Below are 17,098 nucleotides of genomic sequence, written 5' to 3'. Positions count from 1 at the left end.
ATATGTGGCTATCCATCCTCGCTATTTTCTGTGGTGCCGGTCTGGGCGCACTTCTGAGGGCAGGATTTAATCTGGCGACAGTGAATGTTGCAGCGGCACTTCCACTAGGAACGTTTATTTCCAATATGGTTGGTGGCTATTTGATTGGTATTGCCGTCGCTTTTTTTGGCAACAACCCAAACCTGTCTCCCGAGTGGAAGTTATTTGTCATTACCGGTTTCTTAGGCGGTCTCACTACGTTCTCTAGCTTTTCTGCTGAAGTCGTAGGCTTGATGCAGCGTGGAGAAGTCACATGGGCATTGGGAACCGCGCTCTTGCATTTAGTGGGGTCACTAGCCCTCACTTTCCTAGGTATTTTGACTTATCAAGCGCTGAAGTAATGTAACTAAGTAAGTTTGCACAGTTTTAAATGAGCTATTTAAAACGGGCAAATATTTCATATAAGCCCCAATGCTCCCAGAGCGGCGCCCAATCCAATTAAATACAAAGGATGCCAGCGAGTAAAAACAGCGATTCCAATAGTCAACAGCGTCAGTGTATAGGCTGCATAGCTATGATTAATTTGTAGCGCAATCTGCCATGCCGAAGAAAGCACTAGGCCAACAGCAAGAGCGGCAGCAGCATATTGAATAGTCTTTTTCTGATGCTCATCATGCATACCTAAGATCAAGCGCTGTAGGTGGTACACCAAAATAGAGGAGGGCCAAGCAATGGCAATGGTTGCAATCAGGGCTCCCAGCACACCATCAACATGCCAGCCAATGAGCGTGACTGTCATGAAATTGGGGCCCGGAGCCGCCTGTGCAATAGCGAAGTAATCTGCAAAAGTTTGCAAGTCGATCCACCGCTCTTGATTCACCGACAGCTCTAAGAGGCTGGGAAGTAGTGCATTGATTCCACCGAAGGCAACCAGAGAAAAGGCTGAAAGCTTTAGAAATAGGCTGAGCAAGACACTCATACTTTACGCGCCTTTTTTTGCGCCAATAGCCAAGCAAACGGCGATGCAATAAGTAAAACCCAGCCAAGGCCAAGCTGGTAATAGCAGGCAGCAATAACTGTGATGGCTACCACCAATAACATCGCCGGAAACCGCAACTCATCGCGCAGCATTTTGATTCCGGTGGAGGCAATCAAACCAACTCCAACAGCAGAAATACCTCTCAGAATGCCTTGGACAGCTTCCAAGTAGCTGTAATGTGTATAGATTAGGGCTAGCAGCATCACAATGCAGATAGGGCCAAGCGTTAAGCCAAGTACTGCTGCTAAGGCACCTTTGATGCCAGCAAAGCGGGAGCCGATACACACTGCCAGATTCACAATATTGGGGCCTGGAACGATTTGGCAGATACCCAGAATCGCGCTAAATTCTTCTGAGCTAAGTACTTTGTCTTGCTCCACCAAGGTGCGCCGTGCCCAGGGGAGTACGCCCCCGAAACCAGACATGCCAATTTTGCTAAAGCTGATGAATAGCTGGGTCGGCGTCAGTGATTTCAAGGTGATTAAGGCTCAAATGGATATGGAATCGGTCGTTGATCTATCCAGGCCTCGAGCGTTTCAGTAATGCCCTTGGAGAATATTTCAAAAATCGGTTCTGCGATAAATCCAAGGTGTGGAGTTGCTAATAAATTGGGGATGTTGCGTAATGAATCGTTGACTGGCAATGGTTCAATATCAAATACATCCACTGCAGCTTGACCTGGGCAACCTTTTTTGAGGGCGGTACATAAATCAGGCATATTAATTAATGCTGATCGTGAGGTATTGACCAGAATGGAATCTGGGCGCATTAAAGCAAGCTGATCGGCACTGATGAGGCCTTTAGTTCCTGGACCCGCCACTAAGTGCATCGTCACTATTTTGGATGTACTGAGTAATTCATCCAGACTGACGGAAGTTGCATTTTCAGCGGCAGCACGTTCTGGCGTCATACGGGGACTCCAGGTTACTAGCTCCATGCCGAATGCCTTGCCAACGCGTGCAACCGAGCTGCCGATAGCACCCAGGCCGATAATGCCTAGGCGCTCGCCGGAGAGCATAGGGAGAACAGAGAGTTTGTCGCGCCAGCCGCCAGAGGTGATTAGATTATTTTGGCGAACCAATTGTTTTGAAGCTCCCAGAATTAATGCCCAGGTGAGCTCGGTAGTGGTTTCTTTTGAAGGGCCTCCCGGTGTGCAGGCAATCGGAATGTTGCGGGAAAGTAGGGCGGCACTATCAAGCGTGCCATTGCGCTTGCCTGTGAACATCAACATTTTCAGCTTTGGCAGTCTTGCAATCAAGGCTTCATTAAATGGAGAGCGGTCACGAACGATGGCAATGACATCAGCATCCTTTACTGCCTCATACAGTGCTTCATCGCGCAAAGGCTCGTGATGAATTGTGAGGTTTGAATTTTGCTCAATTCGATCCCATTTAGAAAAGCGACGTAGGGCGCGTTCGTAATCTCCTAGGATGACAATATTTGGTGAATTGGCCATATCTCTCTTTGCTGTTTTGTTATTTTGAACGAGTTTACTCCTGATCCATCTGCCATTTTGCATGGGGTAATACCGTGATTGCCAAGGTCAAGGGATGGCTTGAGTTCTATATGAAACTACTCTTTATAAAGCGCATAGCTTTAATAGGTAGATCAGGCAATTTACCTTAGCCTACTGCCCCTGTAATTTTTTGCGGATAGAGCGCTCCACTGGAATGGAGTTAAGGGTAGGCTCTAATGCCTCCCGCTCATCAAATACAAAGCAGTCGCCGGTGTAGTGTGCTGAGCCAACCTCCTCAAAATATTTGAGGATGCCACCTTCCAGCTGGTAGGTATGCTGCATGCCAATTTCACGCATATAAAGCCCCGATTTTTCGCAGCGGATACCACCAGTGCAAAAACTGACTAGCGTTTTATCCGCTAACTCATCTTTGTGGGCAGTAATTGCCTCAGGAAGCTCGGTAAATTTTTCGATATTGAAATGCAGTGCGTTCTCGAAAGTCCCATAACCAACCTCGAATGCATTGCGTGTATCTAGCATGACTACGGGACGCCCCAGATCATCGGTTCCACGATCAAGCCATTCTTGTAATTTTTTTGGTGTGATGAAATTTGCACGACCTTCTTCAGGCCGAATCATCGGGTGATTCATGCGAATAATTTCATTTTTGATTTTGACCAACATCTTCTTGAATGGCTGCGTTTCAGACCAGCTATCTTTAGTCTGTAGTGATTTGAAGCGACCATCCAATCGAAGCCAATCTAAAAAACCAAGCAACTCTAATTCTTGCCCAGCGAGAAACAAATTGATGCCCTCACCTGTGAGCAAGATGGTGCCCTTCAGACTGCGAGAGTCACACTCATTCAATATTTTGGCGCGCAGTTCCACTAAGTTGTCCAGACTGACAAATAAATAGGCGGCAACGTTCAAAATGGGCTTCATTTTTAATCTCTTTGGGCTACGCCCCACATTATCAAACAAGCGGCTGCGAGGGGTGGTAATCTTGCATTCTTAATCGGAGGAGACCCTTGTATGCGAATTTTATTAAAAATGGCCAAAAAAGCCTTGCTATTGAGCCTCTTGCTGACGAGTGCTAGTTCGATTGTTAGCGCTCAAACAGCTGGGGTGGGAACTTGGCCTACCCAAAAACCTATTCGTCTGATTGCCGTGTTTCCACCCGGTGGATCTGTAGATCAAGTGGCGCGTACCTTGGCTCCTGCTTTGCAGGCAGAATTAAAGCAAAGTGTGATTGTTGAGAATATCGGGGGTGCATCGGGCGTTATTGGTACTGCGGCTATGGCTCGGTCAGAACCTGATGGTTACACCTTTGCGGTGGTATTTGATACTCATGGAGTAAATCCTGTTCTAAAGGATAAGCTCCCGTACGACACCATTAAGGATATTGCACCGGTCACGCTTATTGGTACTTCGCCAATGGTGCTCGTTGCTAGTAAGAACTCTGGGATCACTAGCTTTAAGCAGCTGGTAGATCAATCTAAGGCCGGTAAGCAGTTCAGTTACGGTTCTATCGGGATTGGCAGTCTTGGGCATTTGGCTATGGCACGCTTGGCAAAGCAAGCTGGCTTTGATTGGAATCATATTCCCTATCGTGGCGGCGGCCCCTTGATGCAGGATGTTCTTGGCGGTCAAGTGCAGTTAGCTGTTGGCTCAGAGTTTTTAGTTAAGCCACATATTGATAGTGGCGGTGTTATTCCTTTGGTAATCACTACTGCCAAAAGATCGCCTGAGTTGCCGAATGTTCCCACTATCTCTGAAAGCGGATTCCCTGGATTTAATGCGCCTGCATGGTGGGCAGTCTTGGCGCCAGGCAAAACTCCTCCTGCCATTGTGAATGCGATGAATGCGGCAGTAACTAAAGCGCTAAAGTCACCAGCTGTTTCAGAAAAATTAAAGACACAGGGAATTGAAATTGTTGCCGGTAATCCAGAGGCTTTGCGTGATTTCATCGGCAAGCAAATTGGTATCTGGGGCAAATTTGTGATCGAGAATAATATTAAAGAAACGCAATAAAGGTAAACATGACTGAACGTTTAATTCCCTATCAGCCTTTGGATTTGGCTGAGCCCGCTGAGCTAGTGGCAGCCATTCGCAAGAGACGCGGTGGTCAATTCATTAATTTGGATCGCATGCTTTTGCATAGCACCCCAATTGCAGAGGGCTGGAATCATTTCATTGGGGAGATACGTAATAACCTCTCACTAGATCCAAAGCTACGCGAGCTCGCCATGTGTGGAGTGGCCGTTCTTAATGGTGCGGAATATGAATTCTTTCATCATGCACCTCCATTTATTAAGGCAGGCGGCAGTGAAGCGCAGGTTGAAGCATTGCGTTTGATAGGTCAAACAGACTTTCCCAAAGCACTTTTCTCTGCGCTGGAAAATGATGCGGTAGAGCTCACTTTCCAAATGACGCGCAACATTCAAGTCGACGGTGCTTTAATGAAACGCCTACAGCTTGCTCTTGGCAATACTGATGCGGTGGAGTTGGTCACGGTGATCGCTGCATACAATATGGTCTCCCGATTTTTAATTGCACTAGACGTCAATCCTGAGGAGCATCCTCCTGCTTAAGTCATGACCCAAAATACCTCCATTCATTGGAATGAGAATGGTGAAGCGTGTACAGCGCTTTGGCATTCTGAAAATGGCATTGCGCCGCATAAAAAAGTAGTAACTGGGGATGACACCTTGACGGCAGATGATGCTTATCATTTGGCCTGTGAAGGTACTGCTATTTTATGGAAGGGCGATTTCCAGAATGCCCGTCAGTTGTTGCAAGCGTTGGTACGGAGGATAGACAAGCCCTCAAAAAAATCCAAACGTACAGGCAAGCGGGTGGACAAAGCAGATGATGTTGCGGTTAAAAAAACAGCAAAAGATATCTTTCATCAACACCGACTTATCCAGTCACAGCGAGCGCGAATACTGGGTAACTTGCTGATCCAATGTAACTGCGATCACACCATTGCATTGCGTCGTACACCTGACGTCACTCAAGCTTGTCTAGAAGCCTATGGCAAAGTGAGTGAGTCCTATGTTATTTCATTACGTGAGTTGTTGGGTGTGATTAGCGCCCATGAATGGCGTAAGAATGGATTGCCTATTCTTGCTGATGGCGATGGAGAGCCTATTTTTGTTCGTCCGCATTACGGCGTTTTCTCGCCTGTTCGTGGTGAATACATTGAGCTGCTTTGTAATACACCATTACCAAAGCGGCTGAATGAAGATTCTATCGCCTTTGATATCGGTGTTGGCACTGGGGTGCTGTCTATTATTCTAGCGATGCGGGATGTGCAAAAAATCATTGCTACTGATCAGGACGATAGGGCGCTGACTTGCGCCAAAGAAAATATTGCATTGTTAAACCTGAATTCACAAGTAGAGATTGTGAAAGCCAATTTATTCCCACCCGGGAAGGCTTCATTAATCGTATGCAACCCACCTTGGATTCCTGCAAGGCCTAGCTCAACTTTAGAACATGCAATATACGACCCAGACAATCAAATGCTAAAAGGTTTTTTATCCGGACTAAAGGATCACCTCCTGCCTCAAGGCGAGGGGTGGCTCATTCTTTCTGATCTGGCAGAGCATCTTGAACTCAGGACCCGTCAAGAATTACTTGCTTGGATTGAAATAGCTGACTTGAAAGTATTAGGCAGAGTAGACACCAAGCCGAAACATGCCAAAGCTTTTGATGACTCTGATTTGCTTCACTTTGCAAGAGTCGCTGAGATTACCTCTCTGTGGCGTCTAAGCTTAAGAGATTGAGCTTCCACTCTATTTAAGCAGCTCAAATACCCCTAGCCCAAACACCCCCTTATGCCGAGGGGTTGTTTAAACAAGTTGCCTTCCATAAAATGAATGAGAATGATTTTCATTTGTAATATTTGTGAGTAGCAGTTGGGGAGATGGATTTGCTGAGAAGTGCAAGAATGAAATTAAATAGGAATGCTGTAGTTATTCTTTTAGTGATCTCGATGCATCTGGTGTTGTTTCATGCGGTGAGTCTCTATCCTCGAGCCAATCCAGTTTTATTGTCCAAAGATATTATTACGCTTAATCTCTTCGTGGATTCAAGCGACCGGCGCATCCCCTCTATACCTATAAAAACGCTAGGCTTTAATCTCAGTCCTAAAGATTCAAAGCTAACAACCTCTTCAATTTCGGTTGTAAGTGATTCTGAGTCAAAGTCACCCTCATCATCATTAGCGAGTAAAGGCATCCAAGCGCGCGAAAAGTTTGTCAATCCAAGACCACCATACCCTTTGGCGAGTAGGCGAATGGGGGAGCAGGGCGCCGTTGATCTTCAAGTTTGCCTAAGTCACCGGGGTAATGTTGAAAGTGTTGTTGTTATGAAGAGCTCGGGCCATCAAAGATTAGATCAATCCGCCTTAGAAACCATCAAAACCTGGAAATTCTCAGCGCTAGAGATAGTTAAAGCGCCTTCATCAGATTGCTATCGCCTACCTATTCATTTTAGATTGGAGGCCTAGAGTGAATTTTGATTTCAAAGGGCCGCTCCAGGAATCCCATTGTCTGACAAAGAGCTGGGGAAAGGTCATTTCCAGCACTACTTTGTTGGGTCAAGATAAATCGATTGTCATTCTGCACGATGGCCAAAGATACACATTGAGTATCACTAAGTTAAGGAAATTAATCTTGACCAAATAATCTTTCACTAATTCATTAGCCAGCAAAAGTATCTTGAGATGCAAATAGCCAGCGATTTTTAATTTATATCTCTGGAGATTGCATATGAAGCAGCAAAAAGTAGCTTGGGCCTCAAGTATTGCATTGGTATGTGGATGGTCGTTTGCTATAGATATTCATGCTCAGGAAACTGATTTACCAAGGATGGATATTGTGGGTCGCGGAGTCAATGCGCGATCCAAAATTCCAGGGACTGTCGATGTGATTAATCAGAAACAGTTAGAAATACTGCAACCTTTATCACTCCAAGATGCCCTAAAGACTATTCCTGGGGTAAACATTCGCGGTGATGAAGGTGGCCTTGGCTCTATCCCAAATATTGGAATTCGGGGTCTCAATCCGAGTCGCAGTCAAAAAGTATTGCTGCTGGAGGATGGTGCGCCGATTCATCCTAGTTTGTTTATTTCGAATGCATCCTATTACAGTCCGCCTGTTGATCGCATGAGTGGGATAGAAGTATTAAAGGGTGCCTCAGGCCTGCAATATGGTCCATCCAATATTGGCGGTGTAGTGAATTACTTGACCAAAACTCCGGAGCAGGGTTTGAAGCTCTCTGCTAAAGCTGGTAACTATGGCTATCAATTGGCTCAAATTGAGGCTGGTGCTAAGTCAGATTTAAACGGGGCTATCGCCGGCATCAACATCATCAAATCAGAGTCGAATGGTTATCAGGACAATGGCTACAAAATGTATGACATCTTATTCAAGGGTGGTATTAGCATTAATCAAGATCAATGGTTGAGTTTGAAGTACACCCACTATGACAATAATATAAATACTTCATATGTGGGATTAAGGCCCAATCAGTACATTAATAAAATATCGTCAAATCCAGCACCAAATGATTACTTTGTGACACAAAGAAACGCCGTTGATATTAATCATGCATGGGAAATAGATGCAGATACCAAGCTGAATACCTTGCTGTATTGGAGTAAGTTGGGGCGAGATTATTGGCGACAAAGTATCAGTGCTCGCAATGCGGATCAGACAGTTTTTAATGCTTGCAATGGGACCGCTAACTGTATGTTTGGCCGTAATCGCGAATTTCAGATGCTCGGTGTTGATTCCCGCATTTCCCATGAATATAGTGCAATGGGAATCAAGAATGCGCTTGAGTTTGGAGTGCGTCTGCATACTGAGTCGCAAACCAATCAAATGGTGGCATCTACTAGTTTTGCAAAATCAGGCAGGGTTACTGGTCATGAGGAGAATAAAGCCAATTCGTCAGCAATCTTTGCCCAAAATCGATTTTTACTCACTAAAGACTTTGCTTTGATTCCAGGATTACGTATTGAAAGCTACAACCAAACTCGCAATAACATCCTTACTGAAAAAAATGGCAGCGCAAAAAATGTAGAAACGATTCCACAGCTTGGTGCGACATGGCAGGTAATACCAGAGCTACAGCTGTATTCCAGCGTCTATAAAGGATTTGCACCCGCACAATTGGCTACTGCAATTAATGAAAAGGGGGTTGATCAGCAATTAGATCCGGAGCGCTCTACCAATATTGAATTCGGCTTGAGGGGTGCGAATTCTGGGTTTACTTACGATGCTGCAATTTTTAGTATGAACTTTAGCAATCAAATCGTGAATCAAAGTCTTGCAGCTGGAATCACTAAGGCCAATGGTGGCAAAAGCTTGCATCAAGGCATGGAATTGGCTTTAGGATATGTCTTGGGTGCTGGTTGGAGCGTTAATGGAAATCTGACCTACATCCCGGTGGCTAAATTTGTGGGAAGCTCCTCAATTGGTGCTGATGGTAATCGGATTCCTTACACCCCTGACCTGACATCGAATCTCGGGGTGAACTATCAAAAAAATGGATTTAACTCTTTGGTGAGCCTGAATTACCTTTCGCAACAATTTCCGGATTCAGCCAATACAGTTAAGTCAAACTCCATTGGTACCTTGGGTGAAATACCCTCGGTCACTACAGTCAATTGGAGTACAAATTACTCGATTAATAAAAGCTTAAAGGTCTTTGGCGTGGTGAATAATATCTTCAACAAGCGATACATCTCCAGCAGAAGCCCTGACGGGATCTTCGCTGGAGCGCCCTTAAATTTTCAAGCGGGAATGAGTTACCAATACTTTTAATTTCTTGATGTCAGATCCAAGCCAATTATTTTGCAAAGAGTTGGCTTGGATCTTCAAATGCCTTGAACTCTAGAGCATTCCCGGCGGGATCTAAGAAGAACATGGTGGCTTGCTCACCCACTTTTCCCTTAAATCGAATCTGCGGCTCTATGATGAATTTCATGCCGCTTTTGCTTAGACGCTCAGCTAAGACGTGCCAATCTGGCATTGTCAGAACAACCCCAAAATGTTTTACAGGAACTTGATGTCCGTCAACCTCATTTGAGGCTGCGTGACCGCATTCTTGAGGGGCAAGGTGGGCAACTAGCTGGTGCCCAAAGAAATCAAAGTCAATCCATTCATCTGAGCTTCGTCCCTCGGCGCAGCCTAAGGTGCTGCCGTAAAAAGTGCGAGCTGCCTCTAGGTTGTCTACAGGAAAAGCAAGATGAAAGGGTTGAATGGTTGACATGGCGATCCTTAGTAACGATGTAGTTTGAGCTTAGCACGCTCAAGTTGGTGAATTAGTAAAGTTTAGTATATTAAGAGTATAAAAATAAAGCTGTTCAATGGAGGCAAAAATGATCAATTTTCAATTAGGTAGCTACTATTACGCTATGGCTCGGCGTTCTTGCGTCGGTAGATATACCTATGCCTATCGTTGATCGTTTGAATAGCTCCATTGCTCAAGCCTGAAGTGAAGCGCTGGGAAAAAGTGATCAAAGAGGCTAATTTTTAAATTAAAGAATTTCCATGACAAGTAAAGACAAAAAACAAACTACTGAAACCGGCTTACGCAAGGGGTTAACAAGTTACGGCGACAAGGGCTTTTCCTTGTTCTTGCGTAAAGCATTTATTAAGGGCGCTGGCTATACCAATAGCGCTCTAGATCGCCCAGTGATTGGCATTATCAATACCGGTAGTGCATATAACCCTTGTCATGGAAACATGCCGCAGCTGATTGAGGCTGTTAAGCGCGGCGTGATGTTGGCTGGTGGCTTGCCGATGGATTTTCCAACGATCTCCATTCATGAAAGTTTTGCTGCTCCAACGAGTATGTATTTACGTAATCTGATGTCGATGGACACTGAAGAGATGCTCCGCGCTCAACCGATGGATGCGGTAGTTATGATTGGTGGTTGCGACAAAACAGTTCCAGCGCAAATGATGGGTGCGGCTTCAGCAGGTCTTCCAGCTATTCAGCTGATTACTGGATCAATGTTGACTGGATCGCATCGAAGCGAGCGTGTTGGCGCATGTACTGACTGTCGTCGCTATTGGGGGAAATTCCGTGCTGGTGAAATCGACGAAGCTGAAAAAGATGAAGTCAATGACCAACTAGTTGCGAGCGTAGGTACCTGCTCAGTGATGGGTACAGCTAGCACGATGGCCTGTATTTCTGAGGCATTGGGTATGACGGTTACTGGTGGCGCCACTCCACCAGCAGTAACGGCTGATCGTATTCGAGTCGCGGAAGAGTCGGGCGCTCGTGCCGTGCAGATGGCAAAAGATGGCTTAACAATAGACAAGATATTGACAGCGGATGCTTTTGAAAATGCGATGCGTGTCTTGTTGGCTATTGGCGGATCGACAAACGCGATCGTACATTTAGCTGCGATCGCTGGCCGTATGGGCCTAGAGATTGACTTAGATGCTCTAGATAAGATGGGTGATGAGACTCCCGTACTCGTGGATCTCAAGCCCTCGGGTGATCACTACATGGAGAACTTCCATGACGCCGGCGGTATGACAACCCTACTGCGCGAACTGAAGCCTTTGTTAAAGCTGGATGCGATGACAGTAACTGGTCGCACTTTGGGCGAAGAGATTGACGCTGCACCGCCTAGCTTTAAGCAAGATGTAGTGCGTAAGTTTGATAACCCAATCTATCCACGCGGCAGTATTGCTGTGCTACATGGCAACTTAGCTCCTGGTGGCGCCATCATCAAACAGTCCGCTGCCAATGAAAAACTTATGGAGCATGAAGGTCGCGCGGTTGTTTTTGAAAACTCTGAAGATCTTGCCAATCGTATTGATAGCCCCGATTTAGATGTCACGGTAGATGATATTTTGGTGCTCAAGAATATTGGTCCTAAGGGTGCGCCTGGCATGCCAGAGGCGGGATATATTCCGATTCCGATGAAGCTGGCACGCGCAGGTGTAAAAGATATTGTGCGGATTTCTGATGGACGTATGAGTGGTACGGCGTTTGGAACCATTGTGTTGCATGTGACCCCAGAAGCGGCAGTAGGTGGGCCACTAGCGCATGTAAAAAATGGTGACCGCATTCGTCTTAGTGTAAAAAATCGTGAGATCAGCTTACTGATTACAGATGAAGAATTGGCTAAGCGAGCACAAGAAAATCCAGTGATTGAGCCGACTGCAGAGCGTGGCTATCTCAAGCTTTTCTTAGACACAGTGACCCAAGCTGATAAGGGTGTAGACTTTGATTTCTTGAGGGCAGCAAAGATAGTTGGGAAAACACCAAAGCGTTGATTCAAGCAATTTAAATCTGATCAAAGAAAAGACAAACGCCACCTGATGAGGTGGCGTTTGTCTATTGAGCGGATCAATTTACTTCAAAATGGTGGGTCGGCGGAGATCGAACTAAATCCCATTTTCTAGATCAAAAACAATAGGTTACGTAATACCAAAAAGGTACGAATTTCAAAGAGTACCCCCAAAAATACCCCCAGATTTCATTCGTACAATTTGATTAAATTGTCTTCATATTCTGGAGGGGTTGGCGATAGAAAAAGAATCATGCATAGACCCCTTACGCCGTATACGGCAGAAGTTCCAGCATCCACGGGCCCTATGTTATTGGAGCTCTGCTGCCCATCTCCAAAAACTGTTTAATAGGAGTTGTGTAAGGCTTTCTGAAATCATGCCGGTAAGCCACTATTTTCGGATCCGCTCTGATATGCTGGACCTTAGACTTCAAGGTATTTTGGGTGAGAACATTTTTTGAGAAATTTCTACCTCTAATTGCATGAATATGTATGCCTAAATCAAATATTTCTTCCAGTCAGCTACTTAAAGAGGTCGCGTTATTGCCGATTAGGGAAAGGCGTCGCTTTATCGTAAAGCAAAATTACAAAGTTTTTCTTTATAAATATTACTCATGCAACGCCCCGGAGTATCTGAGTTCAATAATATGCGACTCAAATTTATGGTTAAGTTCCCCGCAATCATTTAACGACCCATTTGATATGAAGTGGGTTTATACGGTTGACAGAAATCCAGCAAAGCGACGGGAAAGACTAAAAGGTATTCTTCAAAATAACCCTGATATAGCTCAAAAAACATGGAAACTAAGACAGCGTCAAATTGACCAATTAATGCTCGATCCTGAGGGTTTAGAAGCAAGGGTCATGGAGTCCAGTGTAAAACACGCCGGCACGGCTGGTGTATGTTGCTTATCCCAAGATCCCAGGGAAATTTTAATGTGGAGTCATTACGCTGATCAGCATAAGGGTTTGGTTTTGCAATTTGATGTCAGCATAAACCCAGAAGTTTTTTTACAAGCTATTTCAGTTGAATATTCGGCTGATTATCCTGTTGTCGAGTGGACTGACCCGCAGGAGAATGCATTAAAAGTCGGCTTGTTAAGAAAATTTAAAAGTTGGGGGTATGAGCAAGAGCGAAGAATTATTAGGCCTGGGCTTGCCAATAGCTTTTTGCCATTTAAGCCTAGCGCCTTAACTGGGATTATTTTGGGTTGTAGATTTCCAGAAGAGCAAATGCCTCTGATAGAAAAGATTTTAAAAGACAGGGAATTAAAAGGCTTCTCTATGCCCATTATTTATTCTGCAAGGCAGGATAGGTCCTCATATGGGTTGAAAATTTTCAAGAGAGTGAATTAGATGCCAAAATTACTTTTACTGGGCGCTGGTTTTAGCCGCAATTGGGGTGGATGGTTGGCTACAGAAGTTTTTGAATATTTACTGGGTACCAAAGCAGTTATTGGAAGTGACAAATTACGACAATTACTATGGAAGCACCAGTTGTCAGGTGGTTTTGAGGCTGCCTTGGCAGAGTTGCAGATGCTGGCTAAAAACAACCCAGCTGAGTGGCAATTTGATTTGGCCGAATTTGAATCTGCGGTTTTAGTCATGTTTGGCGATATGAACTCTGGTTTTCTTGATCTTAATGATTGGGATTTGCAAACCTCTCCTAAGGAGTCTTCGAAAACTATTGCTTCCTTTTTAAACAAATTCGACGCAATTTTTACACTCAATCAAGATCTTTTGCTTGAAGAGCATTACTTATCTAGGGTCGATTTATCTTTAATTTCCCCTAGAAGATGGGATGGAGCATCACTTCCTGGGTTAGATTTTCGGCCATCATTGGAGCCATTTCATCATTTATCTAAGGCGCGGGGAAGATGGATTCCGCAATCTAATTTAAATGTAGATTTATCAGCAAGAATGCAGCCTATATATAAATTACATGGGTCCTCTAATTGGCAGAAAGAAGATGGATCACCTCTTTTGATTATGGGCGGTAATAAAACTCAAGAAATTTCTACTACCCCTATATTGCAGATGTATCAAAACAAATTTGCCGAATACTTAAGTGAGCCCAATGCTAGGTTGATGGTTATAGGGTATGGATTTGGCGATGAGCATATTAACGAGGCGTTAACCCAAGCCGTGGAATTGGGATTAAAGATCTTTTTAATTGATCCCATGGGGGCGGAACTTGCTTTAAGGCTAAATAAGACCAGGTCTTCGGGTCAAATTACCTGCGGAACTTCGTTGGAGAGCGTATTCAAAAAATCGTTGATCGGCGGATCGCGTCGTAGCCTCAAAGAGATTTTTGATGGAAGCCCAATAGAGTACAAGAAAGTAATGAATTTCTTCATTTAAAAATTCGCAGTTAGTAGGGTTCGGTGTTCAGATAATATTTGTAGTGATTCGACTCACAGCCATATACAACCGCAGAGCCCATATTCACGAGACCCTTTTTTGGGTTCTCTATCCACCACCAAAATAGCGTCTTAATACTCCACTAGCTAATCACCAACCCTTGATGCTAGGTGCTTGATTCACCTGTGGGGGTGTTCCAATTGTTGTATTTGGTGGGGTGGTAATCGGCGCTTGGATATTTCCTTGATATTGACCCTGAGGCCCATAGAAATTTGTTTGGTTACCTTGTACTTGAGCTGATCCCTGGAATGCCCCAGTAGCACTGTAAGAGTTAGACACTCCATTGGGAGAGGTTTGTATATAACCTTTGTATTCACCGTTAGGGCCATAAATGGCCTGACTATGTGCAAACCCCGAAATGAGCAGTGCGACCAAACAAAATTGATATTTCATTAACTTTCCCCTGTTGCGTCAGCTTAAGTGTATGCCTATAAAGGCTCAGATAGTGAGCCTGGTATGCAAACCCTAAAAATGCCATTAAATGACTGATTTCCTTATATTATTAAGGGATATATATAACTTTTGGCATTATTGAATGAGCAAGAAATCCCTTAGCGAACGAGATATTTGTACGAAATTCATTACGCCAGCCATTCTTGGCGCAGGTTGGGATTTGCACACTCAAATTCGCGAGGAATTAAGTTTTACTAAAGGCCGCATTATTGTTCGCGGCAAATTACATACCCGCGGACAGCAAAAGCGCGCAGATTACATTCTGTATTACAAATCTAATATTCCCATCGCCGTAATCGAGGCCAAAGAAAACAACCTCAGTGTTGGCGCAGGAATGCAGCAAGCACTTGATTACGCGGAAACGCTGGATGTGCCTTTTGTATTTAGTTCAAACGGCGACGCATTCTTAATGCATGACCGAACCGGCCTGGCGGACAAAGTGGAGCAAGAGCTTTCATTGGACTCATTCCCGTCACCAGAAGAGCTATGGGCGCGTTATTGCAAATGGAAAGGTGTTGATACCCCTGAGGCAAAAAATACCGTAGAAATGCCTTATTACGACGATGGTACTGGGCGCGCTCCAAGGTATTACCAGGTCAATGCAGTAAACAGAACAATCGAAGCTGTGGCCAATGGTGCCAATCGTATTCTGCTGGTAATGGCTACCGGTACAGGGAAGACGTATACAGCTTTTCAGATCATCTGGCGCTTATGGAAGTCTGGCACAAAGAAGCGTATTTTATTTTTAGCTGACCGCAACATCCTAGTCGATCAAACCAAGAATAATGACTTCAAGCCGTTTGGCGCTGCAATGACTAAGATCAGCAAGCGTCAGATTGATAAGAGCTACGAAATTTACTTGTCCCTTTACCAAGCCGTTACTGGTAACGATGAAGAAAAGAATATTTACAAGCAGTTCTCTCCAGACTTCTTTGATTTGATCGTGATTGATGAGTGTCATCGCGGCAGCGCCTCTGAAGATTCAGCTTGGCGTGAGATCTTGGATTACTTTTCCTCTGCCACACACATTGGCTTAACAGCTACACCAAAAGAAACCAAAGAAATATCAAGCATTACTTACTTTGGCGATCCTGTTTACAGCTACTCACTAAAGCAAGGAATTGAAGATGGTTTCCTTGCCCCGTATAAAGTCATTCGTATTGATATCGATAGAGATCTCCAGGGCTGGAGACCTAGCGCTGGACAGGTAGATAAACGTGGCCAATTAATCGAGGATCGCATCTACAACCAGAACGATATGGATCGAACCCTGGTCTTGGAAAAGCGTACAGAGCTGGTGGCAAAGAAAATCACTGATTTCTTAACTGCTACCGATCCATTTGCTAAGACCATCGTGTTTTGCGATGACATTGATCACGCAGAGCGTATGCGTCAAGCCTTGGTTAATCTAAATCCAGAGCGAGTCAAAGAAAATCGCAAGTACGTCATGCGTATTACCGGTGATGAGCAAGAAGGTAAAGCTGAGCTTGATAACTTCATTAACCCAGAAGAACGTTACCCAGTAATTGCTACAACCTCTAAGCTAATGACTACTGGCGTAGATGCTCAGACCTGTAAATTAGTAGTGCTTGATCAACATATCAAGTCTATGACCGAATTCAAGCAGATGATTGGGCGTGGTACCCGCATTAACGAAGATTACGACAAGTACTGGTTCACCATCATGGACTTTAAAAAGGCTACTGAGCTTTTTGCTGATGAGGCATTTGATGGCCCGCCAATTGTTATCTATGAGCCTGGGGTTGATGACCCCCCGGTTCCTCCGGTGGAGCCGCCAACGCCTCCCGGAGTTGAGCCGCCCGTTCCTCCAGAGCCCCCTGGCTTCCCTCCTGGACCAGAGGGTGTGAGAGCTAAATACTTTGTGGGTGACGTAGAGGTTCAGGTTGTTGCCGAGCGGGTTCAGTATTACGGACCCGAAGGTAAGTTGATTACAGAGTCCTTAAAGGACTACACCCGTAAAGCAGTGCGAAAAGACTATTCAACGCTGGATCAATTTCTGAAGAGATGGACTTCCGCTGAGCGTAAGGCTGCTGTAATTAAGGAGCTAGAAGAGCATGGTCTTTTACTGGAGGCATTGGCGATCGAAGTTAATAAAGATTGCGATGCTTTTGATTTAATTTGCCATGTAGCATTTGATCAGCCCGCACTCACTCGTAGGGAGCGTGCAGATCAAGTCAAAAAGCGTAACTACTTCACCAAGTATGGCGAACAGGCTCGCAAGGTTCTTGAGGCCTTACTAGAAAAATACGCAGACACTGGCATCGAGAATATTGACGATATCAAGATTCTGACCCTAGACCCATTTAGTAAAATGGGCACAGCCAGCGAACTTGTATCAGCCTTTGGCGGTAAGCCAGGCTATATAGCTGCATTGCATGAGCTAGAAAACCAGCTCTACGCCTAAAATTCA

General features: G+C 44.8%; 17 protein-coding genes. 11 read left to right on the top strand and 6 right to left on the bottom strand.

Annotated features, from left to right (window positions below):
• The first annotated feature begins 2 nt into the window (after nt 1-2).
• The gene (crcB, locus tag DN92_RS08490; RefSeq protein ID WP_173960825.1) at nt 3-380 is read left to right on the top strand and encodes a fluoride efflux transporter CrcB; all 378 of its coding nucleotides are present in this window, start codon (nt 3-5) and stop codon (nt 378-380) included.
• A 56-nt stretch (nt 381-436) separates the two neighbouring features.
• Here the strand turns inward: crcB and DN92_RS08485 are convergent, their stop codons facing one another.
• From DN92_RS08485 to DN92_RS08470, 4 genes are all read right to left on the bottom strand, one after another.
• Complete coding sequence (locus DN92_RS08485; protein WP_173960824.1) at nt 437-958, bottom strand: chromate transporter; 522 nt, start codon at nt 956-958, stop codon at nt 437-439.
• On the bottom strand, nt 955-1,494 hold the full coding sequence (locus tag DN92_RS08480; protein WP_173960823.1) for a chromate transporter: 540 nt from the start codon (nt 1,492-1,494) through the stop codon (nt 955-957). The genes DN92_RS08485 and DN92_RS08480 overlap by 4 nt, the downstream gene beginning before the upstream one ends.
• A gap of 5 nt (nt 1,495-1,499) precedes the next feature.
• Nucleotides 1,500-2,474 carry a D-2-hydroxyacid dehydrogenase family protein gene (locus tag DN92_RS08475; RefSeq protein ID WP_173960822.1) on the bottom strand — a complete coding sequence of 325 codons (975 nt, stop codon included), beginning with the start codon at nt 2,472-2,474 and terminating at the stop codon, nt 1,500-1,502.
• Between the two features lie 171 nt (nt 2,475-2,645).
• On the bottom strand, nt 2,646-3,416 hold the full coding sequence (locus tag DN92_RS08470; RefSeq protein WP_173960821.1) for a sulfurtransferase: 771 nt from the start codon (nt 3,414-3,416) through the stop codon (nt 2,646-2,648).
• A 90-nt stretch (nt 3,417-3,506) separates the two neighbouring features.
• Between DN92_RS08470 and DN92_RS08465 the strand changes: the two genes are divergently transcribed.
• The 6 genes from DN92_RS08465 to DN92_RS08440 all read left to right on the top strand — a co-directional run bounded on the left by DN92_RS08465 (nt 3,507) and on the right by DN92_RS08440 (nt 9,307).
• Entirely contained in the window at nt 3,507-4,505 is a 999-nt protein-coding gene (locus DN92_RS08465) for a tripartite tricarboxylate transporter substrate binding protein (protein WP_173960820.1), read from the top strand.
• Between the two features lie 8 nt (nt 4,506-4,513).
• On the top strand, nt 4,514-5,065 hold the full coding sequence (locus DN92_RS08460; protein ID WP_173960819.1) for a carboxymuconolactone decarboxylase family protein: 552 nt from the start codon (nt 4,514-4,516) through the stop codon (nt 5,063-5,065).
• A gap of 3 nt (nt 5,066-5,068) precedes the next feature.
• Nucleotides 5,069-6,262, top strand: a complete 1,194-nt coding sequence (locus DN92_RS08455; protein ID WP_173960818.1) for a 50S ribosomal protein L11 methyltransferase — start codon at nt 5,069-5,071, stop codon at nt 6,260-6,262.
• A gap of 164 nt (nt 6,263-6,426) precedes the next feature.
• A complete protein-coding gene (locus DN92_RS08450; RefSeq protein WP_173960817.1) occupies nt 6,427-6,987 on the top strand; it encodes an energy transducer TonB in 561 nt (186 codons plus the stop codon).
• Nucleotide 6,988: 1 nt separating this feature from the next.
• On the top strand, nt 6,989-7,165 hold the full coding sequence (gene hemP, locus DN92_RS10755) for a hemin uptake protein HemP (protein ID WP_173960816.1): 177 nt from the start codon (nt 6,989-6,991) through the stop codon (nt 7,163-7,165).
• Between the two features lie 84 nt (nt 7,166-7,249).
• Nucleotides 7,250-9,307, top strand: coding sequence for a TonB-dependent receptor family protein (locus DN92_RS08440; protein WP_173960815.1), 2,058 nt, complete (start codon nt 7,250-7,252; stop codon nt 9,305-9,307).
• Nucleotides 9,308-9,332: 25 nt separating this feature from the next.
• Here DN92_RS08440 and DN92_RS08435 read toward each other — a convergent pair whose 3' ends face one another.
• Nucleotides 9,333-9,755: a VOC family protein gene (locus DN92_RS08435; RefSeq protein ID WP_173960814.1), complete on the bottom strand. Its 423-nt coding sequence runs from the start codon at nt 9,753-9,755 to the stop codon at nt 9,333-9,335.
• A gap of 281 nt (nt 9,756-10,036) precedes the next feature.
• On the opposite strand from DN92_RS08435, the gene DN92_RS08430 reads away from it, so the two are divergent.
• The 3 genes from DN92_RS08430 (at nt 10,037) to DN92_RS08420 (ending at nt 14,154) form a co-directional block, all read left to right on the top strand.
• Entirely contained in the window at nt 10,037-11,779 is a 1,743-nt protein-coding gene (locus tag DN92_RS08430) for an IlvD/Edd family dehydratase (RefSeq protein WP_173960813.1), read from the top strand.
• 506 nt (nt 11,780-12,285) lie between these two features.
• Nucleotides 12,286-13,149 (top strand): DUF2971 domain-containing protein, encoded by an 864-nt coding sequence (locus tag DN92_RS08425; RefSeq protein WP_173960812.1) that lies wholly within the window; start codon nt 12,286-12,288, stop codon nt 13,147-13,149.
• Nucleotides 13,150-14,154, top strand: a complete 1,005-nt coding sequence (locus tag DN92_RS08420; RefSeq protein WP_173960811.1) for an SIR2 family protein — start codon at nt 13,150-13,152, stop codon at nt 14,152-14,154.
• 150 nt (nt 14,155-14,304) lie between these two features.
• On the opposite strand, the gene DN92_RS08415 is transcribed toward DN92_RS08420, so the two are convergent.
• Nucleotides 14,305-14,607 (bottom strand): hypothetical protein, encoded by a 303-nt coding sequence (locus DN92_RS08415; RefSeq protein ID WP_011902976.1) that lies wholly within the window; start codon nt 14,605-14,607, stop codon nt 14,305-14,307.
• Between the two features lie 142 nt (nt 14,608-14,749).
• Between DN92_RS08415 and hsdR the strand changes: the two genes are divergently transcribed.
• Entirely contained in the window at nt 14,750-17,092 is a 2,343-nt protein-coding gene (hsdR, locus tag DN92_RS08410; RefSeq protein WP_173960810.1) for an EcoAI/FtnUII family type I restriction enzme subunit R, read from the top strand.
• The last annotated feature ends 6 nt before the right edge of the window (nt 17,093-17,098 follow it).

Origin of the sequence: Polynucleobacter arcticus (assembly GCF_013307205.1) — a bacterium.
GTDB lineage: Bacteria > Pseudomonadota > Gammaproteobacteria > Burkholderiales > Burkholderiaceae > Polynucleobacter > Polynucleobacter arcticus.
The sequence above is the reverse complement of the archived record's forward strand: the minus strand, read 5'-3'. Positions and strand labels throughout refer to the sequence as shown.

What these genes read in the sequence shown, in the direction of transcription:
- DN92_RS08465 (WP_173960820.1), top strand. Translation starts at nt 3,507, where the DNA reads ATGCGAATTTTATTAAAAATGGCCAAAAAAGCCTTGCTATTGAGCCTC.
- DN92_RS08425 (WP_173960812.1), top strand. Translation starts at nt 12,286, where the DNA reads ATGCCTAAATCAAATATTTCTTCCAGTCAGCTACTTAAAGAGGTCGCG.
- crcB (WP_173960825.1), top strand. Translation starts at nt 3, where the DNA reads ATGTGGCTATCCATCCTCGCTATTTTCTGTGGTGCCGGTCTGGGCGCA.
- DN92_RS08415 (WP_011902976.1), bottom strand. Translation starts at nt 14,607, where the DNA reads ATGAAATATCAATTTTGTTTGGTCGCACTGCTCATTTCGGGGTTTGCA.
- DN92_RS08475 (WP_173960822.1), bottom strand. Translation starts at nt 2,474, where the DNA reads ATGGCCAATTCACCAAATATTGTCATCCTAGGAGATTACGAACGCGCC.
- DN92_RS08450 (WP_173960817.1), top strand. Translation starts at nt 6,427, where the DNA reads ATGAAATTAAATAGGAATGCTGTAGTTATTCTTTTAGTGATCTCGATG.
- DN92_RS08420 (WP_173960811.1), top strand. Translation starts at nt 13,150, where the DNA reads ATGCCAAAATTACTTTTACTGGGCGCTGGTTTTAGCCGCAATTGGGGT.
- DN92_RS08455 (WP_173960818.1), top strand. Translation starts at nt 5,069, where the DNA reads ATGACCCAAAATACCTCCATTCATTGGAATGAGAATGGTGAAGCGTGT.
- DN92_RS08440 (WP_173960815.1), top strand. Translation starts at nt 7,250, where the DNA reads ATGAAGCAGCAAAAAGTAGCTTGGGCCTCAAGTATTGCATTGGTATGT.
- DN92_RS08435 (WP_173960814.1), bottom strand. Translation starts at nt 9,755, where the DNA reads ATGTCAACCATTCAACCCTTTCATCTTGCTTTTCCTGTAGACAACCTA.
- DN92_RS08460 (WP_173960819.1), top strand. Translation starts at nt 4,514, where the DNA reads ATGACTGAACGTTTAATTCCCTATCAGCCTTTGGATTTGGCTGAGCCC.
- DN92_RS08470 (WP_173960821.1), bottom strand. Translation starts at nt 3,416, where the DNA reads ATGAAGCCCATTTTGAACGTTGCCGCCTATTTATTTGTCAGTCTGGAC.
- DN92_RS08430 (WP_173960813.1), top strand. Translation starts at nt 10,037, where the DNA reads ATGACAAGTAAAGACAAAAAACAAACTACTGAAACCGGCTTACGCAAG.
- DN92_RS08485 (WP_173960824.1), bottom strand. Translation starts at nt 958, where the DNA reads ATGAGTGTCTTGCTCAGCCTATTTCTAAAGCTTTCAGCCTTTTCTCTG.
- hsdR (WP_173960810.1), top strand. Translation starts at nt 14,750, where the DNA reads ATGAGCAAGAAATCCCTTAGCGAACGAGATATTTGTACGAAATTCATT.